The organism is Pseudomonadota bacterium (genome assembly GCA_027624715.1).
Lineage (GTDB): Bacteria > Pseudomonadota > Gammaproteobacteria > Burkholderiales > Eutrophovitaceae > Eutrophovita.
This window is the reverse complement of sequence record JAQBTV010000003.1, coordinates 195,970-212,449: the sequence shown is the minus strand read 5'-3', so window position 1 is coordinate 212,449 and position 16,480 is coordinate 195,970. Positions and strand designations below refer to the sequence as shown.

Genomic DNA, 16,480 nt, shown 5'->3' with positions numbered 1-16,480 from the left:
CGGTGAGAACAGTGAGGTTCACCTAATTCCACCTATCGGTGCAGGCTAGTTCAGATATCCTTACAGCACACTTATCAGATGAAGATATGCCATATAAATCTAGCGGTTATGCTGCGGCATTCTTTGGAGGAGCATTCATTTATGGTTCTGGAATGTGTTTCTTATATTGGTTATTTAGTTAACTAAATTGATTGAAGTTCAGACTACTTTTTTTGCCATACAAATTAAGGAATCAAGAATTCATAATTTCTTTTTATCCCATGATTTTGGTTCTGTTGGTTTTTTTCTTGAAGGTCTTGTTCCTACAGCACCACCTTTTTTTAAGAGACCCGCGCTTTGTTTGCAGTTTGTATGGCAATATTTTGCTCTTGTTGGAAATGGAGTTAGAAAAGTTCTTCCACAAAAATGACAATTTATTTCAACACCTTTTTTAACATCCCATGATTTATTTGCTATTTCTTTATGAAACTTTACTGCTGCTTCAGAGGCATGCCACTCCTTTGCTTTTTCTTGAACAACTTCTTTAAAATGTTTTTTATGTTCAGTTGTGTTAATCCAACCATGGCGACCTTCTTTTATTGCAAGTAACGTGCCTCTTTTCATTGCTGCAATAACGTGGTCTGGTCTACTTTTACCTTTAAATAGATTTGATAATTTCTCTCTTGTAGAAACTGTTACTTTAAATCCTCTACGTTTATCAGCGACTGATTTTTTTGCTTCATCAGTCCATATGCGAATTTTGTTTGAATTTCTAACAGCATTTCTAACTTTATCGGTTACGATTTTATTTACTGTACCTTCACCTCCGTCTGTTTTATTAGTCAAAGTACCTTTTTTTAAATCTGATCTACCAAATTTGGTAATTAACTCAATTTCTAGTTCGCACCCCTCATCCCAACTGTTAACTGCAATTAATTCTTTTGGAACTTGTTCAATTCCTCCCATCTTTTTAACAACGCTTAAAACATGAGCATTTCGTCTTCTGAGATTTTTATAACGATCATTCCTACCTAGTCCTACATAAAAAGGTGTTCCATCATGTCGCATCCAAATATAGACATAATTCTTTGGTAAATCTTTAAAAAGGTATCCAATTAATACTTGATTCATCTCGGGAATACTTTTATAAAAACGAAAACATCTTTAACCCTTAACTTAGAGCGCTCGTATGAGCAAATCAACAACTGGTTTCAACGAATGCTGCGGCCACCATCAACCGGGATTGCTAATCCTGTCATAAACGAGGCATCCTCACTCGCGAGAAAAGCGATCGTAGCGGCAACTTCTTCAGGCCGAGCAATACGACCAATGGGATGTTTCTCAATCATCAGTTTCTCAAATAATGCTGGGTCAGAAGCCTCGGCCATCATGCTTCTTGCCATTTCGGTATCAATAGTCGCTGGGCAAACGCAATTAACCCTGATGTGATCTCGAGCATGATCTAAGGCTAACGACATGGTCATCGAAATGATGGCACCTTTAGTCGCAGCATAAGCTACCAATCGACGGTTCCCACGGATACCATTTATCGAGGCGAGGTTTACAATAGCGCCGCCGCCTCTATTCCTCATGAGGGGAATCGCTTTTTGACAACCAAGAAAACTGCCTCGTAAATTTACAGCCATGACTTCATCCCAGAGTTGTGGGCTGGTTTCTTCGGCCGTCCCCGTTGGAGATATTCCGGCATTATTCACCAAGACATCTATCCCACCAAAATCGCTTTGTATGTTCCCTAAAGCAGACTCCCAAGCACGCTCCTCTCGCACATCAAGTATGACAGGATGAAAGTCACCAACAGCATTAGCCTGCGCATCGTCGAGTATTCCGGCAATAACAATCCCACCCTCGCTAGCGATTCTTTTTGCAGTGGACAATCCTATTCCAGTACCCGCTCCAGTAATCAACACCACCTTATTTTTGAATCGGTTACTCATGTATGCATCACCTTAAAAGTTAATCGCTAGATTCGACAAGACTTTAAAACAACGCCCGCAACTTTTCTTCATTAGGGGCGTAGATAATTCCTTTTTCTGTAATTAAACCCGTTACGAACCGAGCGGGTGTGACGTCAAAGGCCGGATTTCTGACTTTTATATTTTCAGGTGCCCACCGAACACCACCATATCCAGTAACTTCATCCGCAGAACGTTCCTCAATAGGAATGTCATCACCACTAGATATTGAAAGATCAATAGTAGATAGTGGACAGGCGACATAAAATGGAATGTTGTGCTCCTTAGCCAAAACCGCCAACATGTATGTGCCAATTTTATTTGCTACATCGCCATTAGCTGCGACGCGATCTGTGCCAACAATAACGACATCAATATCGCCACTTTTCATAAAGTGCCCCGCCATATTATCGGTGATTAACGTCGTATCAATCCCGTCTTCTGTAAGTTCCCACGCGGTCAATCGAGCACCCTGCATAAAAGGTCGCGTCTCGTCGGCAAAAACGGTTATTTTTTTCCCGGCCATCACTGCGGAACGAATAACGCCAAGTGCGGTTCCATGCCCAGCAGTGGCCAGCGCGCCTGCATTGCAATGAGTTAACACACGCGTGCCGTCATCAATAATTGATGCTCCAAAAGTACCCATTGTTTTATTAATATCGATGTCCTCGTTGTATATCGCATGAGCCTCTTGGAGTAGCACTTGCGCTATCGCGACGGGTTCTTTTTTAGCAGCATCTAATAACCGATCGCGCATTCGATCGAGTGCCCAAAATAAATTGATAGCAGTTGGGCGGCTCGCTGACAAAACATCTAGGGCATCTGCAAGATGTTTGTCGAATGAATCTCTATTAAACGACATAGATTTTTGGGCTTCTAACGCTACTCCGTAGGCTGCCGCCACACCTATTGCTGGCGCGCCTCTAACCACCATCTGACGGATTGCATCAGCAACAGATTGTGCATCTGAGTACGACAAATATTGAATGACCGCAGGCAAGCACCGTTGATCAATCATCTCAAGTTGGCTGTTACGCCAACGTAATGCCTCTACGGTCATGAATCACCCATCAATTTAATCGCCCTCAAACTCAATAAGGGCGAAAACACTTTTCCCGAGTGCTTCCAGCTTCTTCGTACCACCCAGATCCAGCAAATCAATAATAAAGCAACACTCTACAATCTCACCGCCAGACCTTTCAATTAATTTAGTAGCGGCCTCAGCGGTTCCACCGGTAGCAATCAAATCATCCACAAGCAGTATTTTTGAGCCACTGGCAAAAGCGTCTGCATGAATTTCAATTCGGTCCGTTCCATATTCCAACTCATAACTTTGTGAGATTATCTTTCCGGGAAGTTTGCCACTCTTCCTAACTGGGATAAAGCCCTTACCCAAACCTGCTGCTAGAGGCGCGCCCAAAATAAAACCGCGCGCTTCAATGCCTGCAACAAAATCTATTTTATGGTGCTGATAGCGATCAACTAACAATTGAATAGTATGTTTGAACCCTTCGGGGTGACTCAACAGAGTAGTGATATCACGAAACATGATCCCCGGCTTAGGGTAGTCTGGGATCGTTCTGATTAGCTCGGCGATATTCATCGTTTATCGTTAAAATCAAAATACAAATTAAAAACACTACTAATCGGGCGGTTCATTATTTCTTCAACACGCGTCCCGCTATCGCATCAAGTGTCTCAACTACTTTAGGGTCACGAGCATTAGGAGGCGTAATTAATGCGAACTCTAATGCTTGCTTACAATTGCAGGATGGGCCCATTTCATCTGCCATAATTAAGGGAGCCACTTCACTAATCAATGTTTTCGCTTTTTCTGCATTTCCAACCAAAACTTGAATGACCTGCTCGACGGAGACATCCTCATGATCTGGATGCCAGCAATCAAAGTCTGTGACCATCGCGATACTGGCATAACAAATTTCTGCTTCGCGCGCTAACTTGGCCTCTGGCATATTGGTCATTCCAATCACATCGCAACCCCATTGCCTGTATAGCTTGGATTCCGACAGTGTTGAAAACTGAGGTCCCTCCATCACAAGGTAAGTACCCCCTCTGACATATTTAATTTCAGCGCTTTTTAATGCTGATTCAATGTGCCCACCAAGACGAGAGCAAACAGGGTGTGCCACTGAAACATGTGCGACTAATCCATTACCGAAAAAAGATTTTTCTCGAGTAAACGTCCTATCAATAAACTGGTCTACTATTACGAACATACCTGGGGCGAGGTCCTCTCGTAACGAACCTACTGCGCTCACAGAAACTAAGTCCGTAACGCCTAACCGTTTAATTCCATCAATGTTCGCTCTATAATTAATGTAGCTGGGTGAAACCACATGTCCGCGCCCGTGTCGGGGAAGAAATACAATTTTTTGGCCTCTAAACTCCCCAACCAGAAATTCATCAGAAGGAGCCCCAAATGGACTTTCAACTTTTGTCCATTGAGTATTCTGCAATCCCTGTATGTCGTAAACACCACTGCCGCCGATAATTCCAATAACCGTATCAGCCACCATTGTCACTTCCTCTTTTTAAACATTATGAAAAAATCCAACCTCACAACTTAAAGCATCAGTTTTAATTATTAATCACGCCGAGAAGATGTCTAAATCATTTATTGTTTTTTCCCTACCCGACCTATTAGAAATACGCCAAGCAACAGCATAGGAATGCATAACCATTGCCCCATGGAAAGTCCAAATGACAAAAGTCCTAAATGCGCATCAGGCTCTCTCATAAACTCCACTATAAATCTAAACAGTGCATAACCTACCAAGAAGAGTCCTGATGTCACTCCGATTGGTCGTTTTGTTTTTGAGAAGAACCAAAGTATGAGAAATAACACTATCCCTTCAAGAAAAAACTCATACAGCTGAGATGGATGTCTACCCAAAAGCGAATCTGATTGCGGAAAAACTATGGCCCAAGGAGCATCTGTAGCTCGCCCCCAAAGCTCTCCATTAATGAAATTGCCTATACGACCTGCTGCTAATCCTAATGGGACCAGCGGCGCAACAAAATCAGTCAGAACAAGCCAATCTTTTTGTTTAAGTCGAGCGTAAAGTGCTACGGCAACACAAACTCCGACTAATCCCCCATGAAACGACATTCCCCCTTTCCAAACATATAATATCGATATCGGGGAAAGAAGCACGCCGGCTAAATCATAAATCAACACGTACCCTAGGCGGCCTCCTACGATGACACCCAAGATAATATAAAACAGTAAATCATCGAACTCTCGTATCGAAATGGGAGAGTTCTGATTCGCGCGTATTCTTACTCGACCGAGCATCAAACCGAAGGTGAAGCCGACTAAATACATCAGTCCATACCAACGCACGGCAATCGGCCCTATGTGAACCGCTATGGGATCAAACTCAGGGTGATACAACATGAGTTATTTATCGCTCATTGGGAATTTTGACCTTCGACATTCTGCCACGAATAATCCCTGCCTTTCTGAGAGAACGTTCAGTGTCACCAATAATATCGTACCGCTTTGGGGCCGGTATGTAAGATGCCAATTTAGCCGCCTGTACTTTGCTAACGCCTTCAGCACCTCTATTAAAATAATGTCTGGCTGCGGCCTCGATACCATAAACGCCCCTGCCCCACTCTATGACATTCAAGTAAATCTCTAGAATTCTTTGTTTAGATAAAATCGCCTCTAACATAACTGTCACAATCGACTCTTGGGCCTTTCTCCAAATTGATCGACTCGGCGATAAAAACAAATTCTTAGCTAGCTGTTGGGTGATAGTGGAACCCCCAGCAACAATTTTTCCTTTTTTCGCATTCTTTGCGGCGGCCTTCCTAATCGAGACCCAATCAAAACCATAGTGATCTACAAATTTTTCGTCCTCAGCTGCAACTACAGCTGATTTAACATGTGATGAAATACGATCATAATTAACCCACCGGTAATTTGAAGCCTCATTATTTTCTTTGTTGTAAGCTCTCATGAATGAGGTGCTGGTAGGTTCTACCCATTTTAAAATCAACACGCGACCCACAAACCATAGTTCATAGCCCAAAAACAACAAAAGGACTAACCTAATTAATTGTGAAGCCCAACGTCTTTGTCGCTTCATATCGCCCGCAAAGCCTCTAAAATCGCCCTCGTCTCTGGTCGCTTGCCTCGCCACAAAAAGAATGATTCCGCAGCTTGCTCGACAAGCATTCCTAATCCATCTGAAATTTGGTGTGCCTTAGCAGTCGCCGCCCAACGACTGAATGATGTTTCATCTTTACCGTACATCATGTCATACGCCAAAGCATTGCGTCCTAGAACATTGGAGCTGATTGGGAAAGCGTCCCCGCTTAGACTGCTCGATGTTGCATTCACAATCAAGTCAAACTCATCCTCAACAATATCGTGTATCCCCCCAGAAGACAGCACAATTGGAAAACCTTTAGTCTCTGTTTCTATCGATTTAATCAACTCGTGTGCTTTGTCTGGTGTTCGGTTAACAACCATGATTCGTTTCGGGCGTTCCTCGGTAAGTGGCAGCAAAACACCCCGCGTCGCTCCGCCAGCACCTACGATTAAGATCGATTTATCAAAAATAGAAAACTCCAAATTACGAACGATATCTCTGACCAAGCCTAGTCCATCGGTATTTTCGGCAAAGACCAAGCCGCCTTTGTTCGCCAAGGTATTTGCAGCTCTGGCATGTTCTACACGGCTCGAACGAGTTGTCGCTAGGTCATACGCGTCTAATTTAAATGGAACCGTCACATTCGCCCCTAGACCACCCGCGGCAAAAAATTCTGTAACTACCCGCGAAAACCCCCCAAGCGGACACAGTATTTTTTTGTACTCTATAGCCTCACCCGTTTGTTCGGCAAACATTGAGTGAATTTGTGGCGATTTACTGTGTTCAATTGGATTGCCGATAACGACATATTGATCTCTTTCTGCCATTTATTTTCCTTATTTTAAATCGAGATCGTTCTTTGTAAATGACCATTGTCTTGTAATCGAGAGAACGTCAAACTGAGCACTCAATTTTGAATCAAAACGGTCAAAAGGTGCGGATCGTTGCACAATGTCTGTCGCAGTCTTATCTAGCTTTTTAGAGCCGGATGAGCGGTCTATGACAACGTGCTCCACTGTACCATCAGACCTAATGGACACCGTTACAATCATTACCCCCTCCAGTTGTGCATCACTTAAATCATGCGAATAAAGACGACTACCTAGGTCTTCTATTTGCTGCCTCCATCGCTCAACATAACTTGCGAAGTCTGCCTCCGCAACGTTCGCGCCAATAAACTTGCGCTTTGGTCTCTTCTGATAATTACTCCACTCTTTATCAATTTTTGCTTGAAGTCGGTTCATCGATGTTGCATCAACAACATCCATTAAAATCTTTGAATTAACACTGTTTTGTTGTTTTGGCTCAGCGCGTTCAGAATCCAACCGTAACGACGCTTGGTCGCGATTAAGAACTAATAGCTGCTTAATAGACCGTTCAAGCTGCTCAACTTGGCGTCCGGCTAATTTAACGCTGCGCTCAAGCGTATTCATATAATCAACCGGCGCACTGGTTGTCGCCATGGTCTCCGCATCAGTATTGCCTCCGCCTTGCAAGCTAACCTGAGCTAATACGTCGGCTACATTTACGTGCCGCATAGACTGACTATTAACGAGCACCACATCCAAGTCGGCTGAGGCCAAACGTGAATGAGGCGTGTTTTGTGCACCTTGAATGGTCAGCAACATCAAGTGCGCCACCAAAGAGCCGGCTAACGCAACAGCCATTGGCTTAGCGGGCTTAAACATCAATTTGCTCGCCGCTCCTCGATTAAATCGCATGCTTGAGATTGTCGCTATTTATCGTAATTCGGTGCGTACAGAGGAAGATTACGTGGTTGGTTCTTCAGTTACAAGTTGAAGGGTCTCAATCCACTCTACATTGGCGAAATTATCAACTACATTAATCGCTAGCACCTTAATTAAAACCTTCTGGCCAATATTATTTTGAGGTAATTTGTCGGCTTTACACACTAATGGGATGGAGTCCAACCGTACTAAATTATCGCGTAATACTTCGGCCTCGAATACGCGTTGATCCGTTTGCAGTAACCACTTCATACACCAAAAACGCTCCATATGCCTTTGGAACTCCGCATACTGTGCATACTTTATCTCAAAATCATAAAGAATACTGTGCAGTTGCTCACTGTTCGAACTGTACGTTGGCTCCCGAGATTGGAGATGAGCAAGTAATTGTCGTTGATTGACTAAGTCAACATAACGCCTCAAGGGGCTGCTAACCCAAGCGTAAGCGCTCACGCCCATCATCTCATGAGGAAGTGGAACAATTGACAAACCGGTTTTAGACTTTGTTTTCACACGGAACAAAGCAGCAATATCAGCATTTTTAAGCTCAGAGCCCCAATGACTATTCGCGAAAATCATCAACTCCGAAACCATTACGTCTACCGAAGAGCCACGTTTACGTGGCTTGATACTAACGGTCCCCTCAGTCACCTCAAAATTGTATTCTTTGCGGTGGATATGACTATTCTTTTCTCCTCTAGATTCACGTAAACGAGTGGCAAGTTGGTAGAGTACATACAATTCTCGCCCCCTTGAGCAACCAACCGGTTGATTAGGGCCTAAATCAGGATCGAAATGATTCTCTATGACGCTTAAGTCTAAATTATCTGTAACGTTAAGAGATTCAATTACCGTCTCAATACGACCAACGGCAAACTCTGGGTCTATCTCTGCATAGAGTGACATGACGGGCACTGTCCGCCCTTGAGACAAGCTAAATTGTTCGATAATCGAAGGAGGCGACATGGTGACCTTCCCTGCTGGATGATAAACAGTGGACATTCTCGATCGCAACTCTTTATCTAGAGCAGAATCTGTCCCGATACACAGCCCCGGAGCCGCAATATGCACCCCGAGTCTCCACCCCACATTTTCGTCACCAGTCAAAGAGAACGCATCATCAATTTCCGTAGTAGCTGCATCATCAATACTAAACGCACTCACTTGCGAGATCGGCAAGCCATCTGCGCCAGGCACACAGACATCATTCCTGTGTTCCGGAGCGTTACTGAAATGATCGTATATAAATTGACCAAGGTGAAAATCTTCAGCCTCAGGCATGATTGATAATTTTGTAAAGAGTGCTCGTTTTCCAATTTTTAATTTCAAACAAGCTTGCTCAATCGCTTTTTCCTCAAGCTGATTTTTGTCTGGGCCATAGAGCAATCGAGGCAAGTTATCAAAGAACTCCGTTGGCATGGCGTATTCGCACAATTGCTCAACATAGCGCGCAAGTAACAGCTCACGCTGTCTCTTCGCCTCTAAGGAGGTTTTGGCTGCCCTTAGGGCCTCAGCGGCAGCGGGCTTGAAATTTCCCTGTCCCTTTTTTTGAAAATGCGTTGGATGATCGAATAAAACCGTTAGAACACTAGCCTCCTGTTGTTGCGTAATCGACTCCCCAAAAAATGCTTTTGCGACTGTTGAGTATAAGCTCTCTGAACCATCAAACGCCTCCCATAGGAGATCAGGATCAATAGTCTTTGCGATTTCTTGTACCTTATTAAAAAAGTCATCAGGGCTCGTGCCATCAAAAAAGATAAACACGTGATTTGCCTTGACCTTGATTTGTTTACCAAACTGACTCTGCACTTGAAGCGAAGCGCCCGTCTCTTTCAAGATGCGTCCAACCTTCAAAGATCCAGACTCCAAATAAAATACATTCACCTAGGGCTCACCTTTAAGTTTTATTCAGAAAAATTATTGAATACAGGCAATCAAGGCAAAAACTCACCATTAAGGTGCGATAAAACGATATCTGCGTAGTCTTCAAAGTTAGTAAATCCGTGATCACTGCCGCCGACAATCAACCGTCTACACCCATCGAAACGACGAGCGGCGGTCTTCCAATCTAAAAGTTCATCTCCAGTCGTGTGTACCAAGAATAATTTTTCGACCCTTTTAATTTCTTTCACATAGAGCCGTTCGAGCTGACGCAAATGCTCATTGGTAAACTCGTATTCTTCACCCGTGTACAGATTCTTTTGCTGCCCGACATGGTTTAACAGCCCGGTATGTGGCGTGATCGCTGGATTGATCAGAACCGATCGACACCCAACCCGATGTGATAGGTATGTCCCATAGAAACCGCCTAACGAACTCCCTACTAACATTACATCCTTAATAGGATGTGCGCTAATTCTATCAAGTAAACACGCCACAGCTTTCTCAGGCCAATGAGACAAGTCTGGACACCAAAATTCGATGTTCGAGTGCCGCTCCTGAATCAATCGTGCCAAGACCTTAGCTTTGAGAGAAGACGACGAACTATTAAACCCATGAATATAGATATACAGCTTCATTTAATTGACTTCGAGCGCAATAAATCTAAAACCTTTTCTTGGATATTTTGAAATCCCCCATTACTCATAATCAAGATGAAATCTCCTGGACACGCGTTCGCAACAATCGATCGAGCCATCACATTGACGTCATCAGACAGAAACACTGCATCCCCCATCGACGCAAATAATTCGTCGGCATTCCAATTTAGCCCTCTCGTATAACAATAAACGAAGTCGGCTATTGCAAGACTATCGGACAGGTACGCATTATGATGCCCCAATTTCATGCTGTTTGACCTTGGCTCAAATACGGCTAACACTCTTGCGTCTGGATAACGTTGCTTCAGGCCTTCTAACGTAGTTTTAATCGCAGTAGGGTGATGAGCAAAATCATCGTAGACCTGAATCTTGCTCACCTTGCCACGAAGTTCCATGCGACGCTTAACACCCCTAAAGTCCTCAAGAGCCCGCAATCCAACCTCAATAGGGACTCCGCTGTGTCGCGCAGCTAACAAAGCTGCTAACGCATTGTCCAAGTTGTGCGCCCCAAAAAATCTTGGCTTATAAGAGCCCTTAATGGCCCCGTTGTACAAAATTTCAATCTGCTCGCCGTTATTCAATTTACGATACGACCAGGATTCAGGACCCCCAAATGGAATCACTTCAGACCAACAGCCGCGCTCAGTCACACGACTTAACGCTGGACTATCTTGGTTAACAATTAACGCTCCTTTGCTCGGCACGGTTCGCACAAAATGATGGAACTGACTTTCAATCGCATCTAAATTCGGAAAGATATCGGCATGATCATACTCAAGGTTATTAAATACCGCGGTCCGAGGACGATAGTGCAAAAATTTGGAGCGCTTATCAAAAAACGCTGTGTCGTACTCATCTGCCTCAATAACAAAAAAATCTGATTCCGTCATCCGAGAAGACGTACCAAAATCAATGGGTACGCCTCCCACTAAAAATCCTGGATTCAAGCCCGCATAATCAAGAATCTTGGCTAACATCGCAGTGGTGGTGGTTTTGCCATGAGTACCGGCTACCGCAAGGACCCATTTAGACGCCAAAACCGACTCATATAACCAATGCGGGCCAGACACATAGGGCAAATTACGATTGAGAATTTCTTCCATCAACGGATTACCCCGAGACACCACATTACCAACAACATAGAGGTCTGGATTTAAATCAAGTTGCTCAACGCCCCAACCCTCGATTAAATCAATACCTATCGATTGGAGCTGTAAACTCATTGGGGGATATACCCCTTCATCACACCCCGTTACTTTATATCCAGCTTGGTTAGCGATCGCTGCAAGCCCCCCCATAAAAGTGCCACAAACCCCAAGAATATGGATATGCATCGGTTTCTTTATTGTCATAACAAGTGCCGCCTATCTCTACGACTAAAGCCAACCAAAGGCTCATTAATGCCCCGCGAGAGGAACATTACCTTAAACATATCTCCCATGATGGCCGGAGACAGTAATTTTTGTACAGCCGAGACTGAAGGAAGATACTCCTCAGGCCTGTCAGGATTTATTGCTTGCAAAAGATCAGTAATGCCACAGTTAACGAGAAAATCGGCTTGCGTTACATATCCGGAAACCTCAAGGCCCGCATCCATCGCCGCATTTGCAACTCTTGTAAAGTCAACGTGAGCTGTAATATCTTTGCTACCTGGACGATCAAGCGGATCTGAATCTACGCGATGGTGATAATGACAACTCAGTGTGCCATCTCGACGATCAGGATGATAATACACTTGGTGCTCGTAACCATAATCTATGGCGAGTACTGCGCCAACGTCGAGGGTCTCCGCTAAATTCGCGACTAATCCATTAACCGCCAAACAAACCTCTGTGACGTAAGGGGCGTCTACATTTAGATGATTAATTGCCGAGATCAAACGTTCGTCTTCTATAGTATTATCTCTCCAGACTAAAGACTCGTTTTGAAAAACCACACCTCGCTCTTTCCACCCCTCATCATTACGCGACAAAAGATGCACTGGAAGCGCATCAAAGACCTCGTTAGCCAAGATAACGCCCTTAAAGTTTGTAGGTAGCTCGCTTACCCAATGTACCTTGGCCCTAATAGCCGGAGCTAGCTGAGCGACACGCTCTTTTTGCCTCCGCGTTAATGTGGGGCTTGGTTCAAATAACAAATACTCCTCTACGGGGCACTCGAGCCTATTCAACTCAACTAGGATATCTGAACCTAAAATGCCGCTACCTCCTCCAAGCTCCAAAACACCTCCCCCGCTAATTTTCAAAACTTGAGCCACCTGTCTCGCAATAGTCCTACCAAAAAGATCACTAATTTCTGGAGCAGTGATAAAATCACCGCGAGGGCCAAATTTATGCGCTTCCCCCGTGTAATAACCATATTTTGAGTCGTAAAGCGCATGATGCATAAAAGAGGCGAAATCTAGCCAGTTTCCTTTTTCACCCAATAGCGTTCTAAACATCGCTAGGGTTAGCGCTTGATCTGATGTATCGGCTGTCATTTATGCATTATTGCTGAGATTGCTTTAGGAGTATGCTAAAGAAGGCCAACGAAACAACGCGGTAATTAATGAGCATATTCCCTCGAAACCATATGAGCAAAATTTAGAGTGTACGTTTAATAACAAATGGCACAAACACAAAATCGAACCGTTTTAATTACCGGTGGGGCCAAGCGTATCGGTAAATATATTGCCCTAGGACTGGCCCGGGAGGGTTGGAACGTAGCCATCCACTTTAATCAATCAAAAGCTGACGCCGTTCAAGTTGAAAAAACCATCAAGGATCTCGGCGTAAAAAGTATAGCCGTTCAAGCAGACCTAGCTCGTGACGATGCAGTCAAAGATCTCATTTCTAGAGTGCGGCAAGAACTGGGAAACGTGCATTGCTTAATCAATAATGCCTCTATGTTCAGCTTTGATAAGCCCCAAGAATTTGATCGCGCGAGACTTGAGAAGCATATGGCCGTCAACTTATATGCCCCGATGATCTTAATCTCCGAATTCGCGAAACAAGTTCCTAAAGGTGCTCCAGGATGTGTTATTAACCTATTAGACCAAAAAACACACAACCTCAATTCTGATTTCTTCTCTTACACGCTGAGTAAAATCGCGCTCGAGGCCGCGACAAAATTATTTGCATCCTCCCTAGGGTCAAACATCCGCGTCTGCGGTCTAGCTCCAGGCATAACGCTACCCAGTGGAGAACAAACGACCTCGGCATTCCAAAAAGCGCATAAACTGGCCCCCCTAGGGAAAAGCTCTCTACCCGAAGACATCGTTGGTGCCGTTAAATATCTTATAAGTGCTCAGGCCGTCACAGGAACAACCTTAATCGTTGATGGCGGTCAACATCTATGGCCAACAAAACGAGACGTTCAGTTTGAACTCGACGAATAACGGAAATTTCCAACAAGTAATGATATGAGCTCTGACTCAAAGCCACACCGAAAAGTTTTTCTTAAAGACATGGCCGTATCTTTATCGATTGGGATACATGACTTTGAAAAACTCAATAGACAAAATGTGCTCATAAACGTCGAGTTAGATCTTGATCCAAACTTGCGTATTCTAGAAGACGCGATCGGGGAAACAGTGGATTATGATTTCTTAAGGACTTCAATCATTAATCTCTCAAATACCGCACATTTTCACCTACAAGAGACATTTTGCGAGAAGATTCTCGGACTCTGCCTTGATCACGAAGGAGTGCTGGCAGCAAGAGTATCCAGCGAAAAAACCGACGTCTATCCAGACTGCACATCCGTTGGATTTGAAATATTTCAAACGAAAGCCTAACCATGCCATCAGCCCCTCAAAAATTGATTTACGACAATAATAAACTCGTCAAACGGCTCCGCCGACAGGCAGGCGAGGCAATTGCCGACTACGACATGATAGTTGAAGGTGACAAAGTTATGGTCTGCCTATCCGGTGGCAAAGACAGCTATACGATGCTAGACCTGTTGCTTTCGCTACAAAGTCATGCACCGATTCACTTTGATATTGTCGCTGTTAACCTTGACCAGAAACATCCCGGCTTTCCTGAAGAAATTCTTCCTAACTATCTCAAGTCCCTCGATGTGTCCTACCATATCGTAGAGCAAGACACTTACAGCATAGTAAAAAGAGTTATTCCTGAAGGAAAGACTATGTGTGGTTTGTGCTCTCGCATGCGTCGAGGAATTCTATATCGCACAGCTAAGGATTTAGGTGCAACAAAAATTGCCCTGGGTCATCACCGCGAAGACATATTGGAAACATTTTTTTTAAACATGTTTCATGGAGGTCGATTAAAGGCAATGCCTCCCAAGCTGATATCAGACAATGGCGAGCATATCGTTATCAGGCCACTTGCTTATTGCAAAGAAAAAGATATTGCTGCTTATGCAGAAATCAAAGAATTTCCTATCATCCCTTGCGACTTGTGTGGCTCTCAAGATAATCTGCAGCGACAGGTTACAAAAAGAATGTTGCAAGATTGGGAAAAGAAGTATCCAGGGCGCTTGGATACCATGTTTAGCGCGCTGCAAAAGATCTCGCCATCCCACTTGCTCGACTCAAGTCTCTATGATTTCAAAAATATTTCTACAGAGGTTCACGAGCACGAAGAAGGTGACACCGCCTTTGATCCTAACCCGCGGTTGAATCAACCCACTATATCGCAGGTCATAGAGCTGAAGCGTTAGGCACTTTTGATCAGCATATGCCGCGTTGAATTCCGATATAATTGGCCCCTTTCATTATTCTCAACAAGTACGATGCAGCGCTTTGCATCTGAGGAAATTCTTAAATGAGTAAACAATCATATTCGGACATCAGTTCTTTTTATCCTCCACAAAGAACGCTGATGGGACCAGGTCCATCTGAGATACACCCTCGCGTATTCTCCGCGATGGGGCGACCTACGATTGGTTATCTTGATCCCGTATTTGTGCAAATGATGGAAGAGCTGAAAGAATTATTGCGTTATGCGTTTCAAACAAAAAATGCCCTCACCTTTCCTGCGTCTGGCCCAGGTTCTGTTGGGATGGAAATGTGCTTTGTTAACATGGTCAGCCCGGGCGATAAAGTTATCGTTTGCCGTAATGGCGTATTTGGCGGTCGTATGATTGAGAATGTTGAGCGATGCGGCGGTACCGCTGTCGTAGTTGAGGATCCCATGGGAAAGCCCGTCGATCCAGATAAAGTCCGTGAAGCATTCGTCAAAAATCCTGATGCTAAAATTTTAGCATTTGTGCATGCTGAGACATCTACTGGCGTTCGTTCTGATGCAAAAACGCTCGCAGCTATCGCTCGCGAATACAATGCATTAACTATTGTGGATACCGTAACCTCACTCGCTGGCATTCCCTTACTGGTTGACGAATGGGGCCTCGATGCAGTTTATTCTGGCAGCCAGAAATGTCTTTCTTGCACGCCTGGGCTCTCACCAATCACATTTAGCGATCGCGTTGTTGAACTGGTTAAACATAGGAAACATAAGGTGCAAAGCTGGTTCATGGATCTGAATTTACTTCTCGGTTATTGGGGTGAAAGTAATCGAACCTATCACCATACAGCGCCGACCAACTCGCTTTATTCTCTGCATGAGGCGCTCGTTATGCTCAGAGACGAAGGGCTTGAAGCCTCTTGGGCCCGCCATAACCGTAATCACCTCGCCCTAAAAGAGGGGCTAGAAACTCTTGGGCTTAATTATTTAGTTGATAAGGAGTATCGACTCCCACAGATGAACGCGGTTTATGTCATGCCAGGAATCGATGAGAAAGAAGTGCGACGTCGATTGCTTGAAGAAATGAACATCGAAATAGGCGCGGGTCTTGGCCCATTAGCTGGCAAAATTTGGCGATTCGGAATCATGGGATACAGCTGCAAAATGGAGAATGTCATGCTGTGCTTATGCGCTCTTGAAAGTGTTTTCGACAACATGGGTGCGAAAATTGAGGTGGGTGCTGCTGAGGCAGCCGCTTACCATGCTTACGCAGCCCGAACCCAGGGTAACAAATCTATTAGGAATGGAGCTTAGCCAGCGCGTAGCTCTTTTTTATAGAGCTATCTAGTGAAAGTGAGTGCTTACGCTGTATTTTTAACTAACACCACTAGTTACTAAATATGGTCAATCGCCACCGAATCATCGGGGGCG

Annotated in this window: 17 protein-coding genes; 4 read left to right on the top strand and 13 right to left on the bottom strand. The window is 44.2% G+C overall.

Annotated features, from left to right (window positions below; genetic code table 11):
* Positions 1-240: 240 nt before the first annotated feature.
* The 13 genes from O3A65_03855 to O3A65_03795 all read right to left on the bottom strand — a co-directional run bounded on the left by O3A65_03855 (position 241) and on the right by O3A65_03795 (position 12,840).
* A complete protein-coding gene (locus O3A65_03855) occupies positions 241-1,110 on the bottom strand; it encodes a hypothetical protein (GenBank protein ID MDA1331603.1) in 870 nt (289 codons plus the stop codon).
* Between the two features lie 80 nt (positions 1,111-1,190).
* The gene (locus O3A65_03850) at positions 1,191-1,934 is read right to left on the bottom strand and encodes an SDR family NAD(P)-dependent oxidoreductase (protein MDA1331602.1); all 744 of its coding nucleotides are present in this window, start codon (positions 1,932-1,934) and stop codon (positions 1,191-1,193) included.
* Between the two features lie 43 nt (positions 1,935-1,977).
* Complete coding sequence (mtnA, locus tag O3A65_03845; protein MDA1331601.1) at positions 1,978-3,012, bottom strand: S-methyl-5-thioribose-1-phosphate isomerase; 1,035 nt, start codon at positions 3,010-3,012, stop codon at positions 1,978-1,980.
* Between the two features lie 15 nt (positions 3,013-3,027).
* On the bottom strand, positions 3,028-3,555 hold the full coding sequence (locus O3A65_03840) for an adenine phosphoribosyltransferase (protein MDA1331600.1): 528 nt from the start codon (positions 3,553-3,555) through the stop codon (positions 3,028-3,030).
* Positions 3,556-3,610: 55 nt separating this feature from the next.
* On the bottom strand, positions 3,611-4,489 hold the full coding sequence (locus tag O3A65_03835; protein MDA1331599.1) for an S-methyl-5'-thioadenosine phosphorylase: 879 nt from the start codon (positions 4,487-4,489) through the stop codon (positions 3,611-3,613).
* Between the two features lie 98 nt (positions 4,490-4,587).
* Entirely contained in the window at positions 4,588-5,370 is a 783-nt protein-coding gene (gene lgt, locus O3A65_03830; protein ID MDA1331598.1) for a prolipoprotein diacylglyceryl transferase, read from the bottom strand.
* A 7-nt stretch (positions 5,371-5,377) separates the two neighbouring features.
* Entirely contained in the window at positions 5,378-6,067 is a 690-nt protein-coding gene (mtgA, locus tag O3A65_03825; GenBank protein ID MDA1331597.1) for a monofunctional biosynthetic peptidoglycan transglycosylase, read from the bottom strand.
* Positions 6,064-6,900 (bottom strand): shikimate dehydrogenase, encoded by an 837-nt coding sequence (gene aroE, locus O3A65_03820; protein MDA1331596.1) that lies wholly within the window; start codon positions 6,898-6,900, stop codon positions 6,064-6,066. Before aroE ends, mtgA begins: the two co-directional genes overlap by 4 nt.
* Positions 6,901-6,909: 9 nt before the next feature.
* Positions 6,910-7,794 (bottom strand): TonB family protein, encoded by an 885-nt coding sequence (locus O3A65_03815; GenBank protein MDA1331595.1) that lies wholly within the window; start codon positions 7,792-7,794, stop codon positions 6,910-6,912.
* 48 nt (positions 7,795-7,842) lie between these two features.
* Positions 7,843-9,705, bottom strand: a complete 1,863-nt coding sequence (locus tag O3A65_03810) for an RNB domain-containing ribonuclease (protein MDA1331594.1) — start codon at positions 9,703-9,705, stop codon at positions 7,843-7,845.
* A gap of 50 nt (positions 9,706-9,755) precedes the next feature.
* Positions 9,756-10,340: an alpha/beta fold hydrolase gene (locus O3A65_03805; protein MDA1331593.1), complete on the bottom strand. Its 585-nt coding sequence runs from the start codon at positions 10,338-10,340 to the stop codon at positions 9,756-9,758.
* A complete protein-coding gene (gene mpl, locus O3A65_03800; protein ID MDA1331592.1) occupies positions 10,337-11,695 on the bottom strand; it encodes a UDP-N-acetylmuramate:L-alanyl-gamma-D-glutamyl-meso-diaminopimelate ligase in 1,359 nt (452 codons plus the stop codon). Before mpl ends, O3A65_03805 begins: the two co-directional genes overlap by 4 nt.
* 14 nt (positions 11,696-11,709) lie before the next feature.
* On the bottom strand, positions 11,710-12,840 hold the full coding sequence (locus tag O3A65_03795; GenBank protein ID MDA1331591.1) for an SAM-dependent methyltransferase: 1,131 nt from the start codon (positions 12,838-12,840) through the stop codon (positions 11,710-11,712).
* 126 nt (positions 12,841-12,966) lie between these two features.
* Here O3A65_03795 and O3A65_03790 point away from each other — a divergent pair, with 126 nt between their 5' ends.
* The 4 genes from O3A65_03790 to O3A65_03775 all read left to right on the top strand — a co-directional run bounded on the left by O3A65_03790 (position 12,967) and on the right by O3A65_03775 (position 16,363).
* Positions 12,967-13,737 (top strand): SDR family oxidoreductase, encoded by a 771-nt coding sequence (locus O3A65_03790; GenBank protein ID MDA1331590.1) that lies wholly within the window; start codon positions 12,967-12,969, stop codon positions 13,735-13,737.
* A gap of 24 nt (positions 13,738-13,761) precedes the next feature.
* Positions 13,762-14,136 (top strand): dihydroneopterin aldolase, encoded by a 375-nt coding sequence (locus tag O3A65_03785; GenBank protein ID MDA1331589.1) that lies wholly within the window; start codon positions 13,762-13,764, stop codon positions 14,134-14,136.
* Positions 14,137-14,138: 2 nt separating this feature from the next.
* Positions 14,139-15,026 (top strand): tRNA 2-thiocytidine(32) synthetase TtcA, encoded by an 888-nt coding sequence (gene ttcA / locus O3A65_03780; GenBank protein MDA1331588.1) that lies wholly within the window; start codon positions 14,139-14,141, stop codon positions 15,024-15,026.
* Between the two features lie 104 nt (positions 15,027-15,130).
* Positions 15,131-16,363, top strand: a complete 1,233-nt coding sequence (locus tag O3A65_03775; protein MDA1331587.1) for an alanine--glyoxylate aminotransferase family protein — start codon at positions 15,131-15,133, stop codon at positions 16,361-16,363.
* Positions 16,364-16,480: the final 117 nt, after the last annotated feature.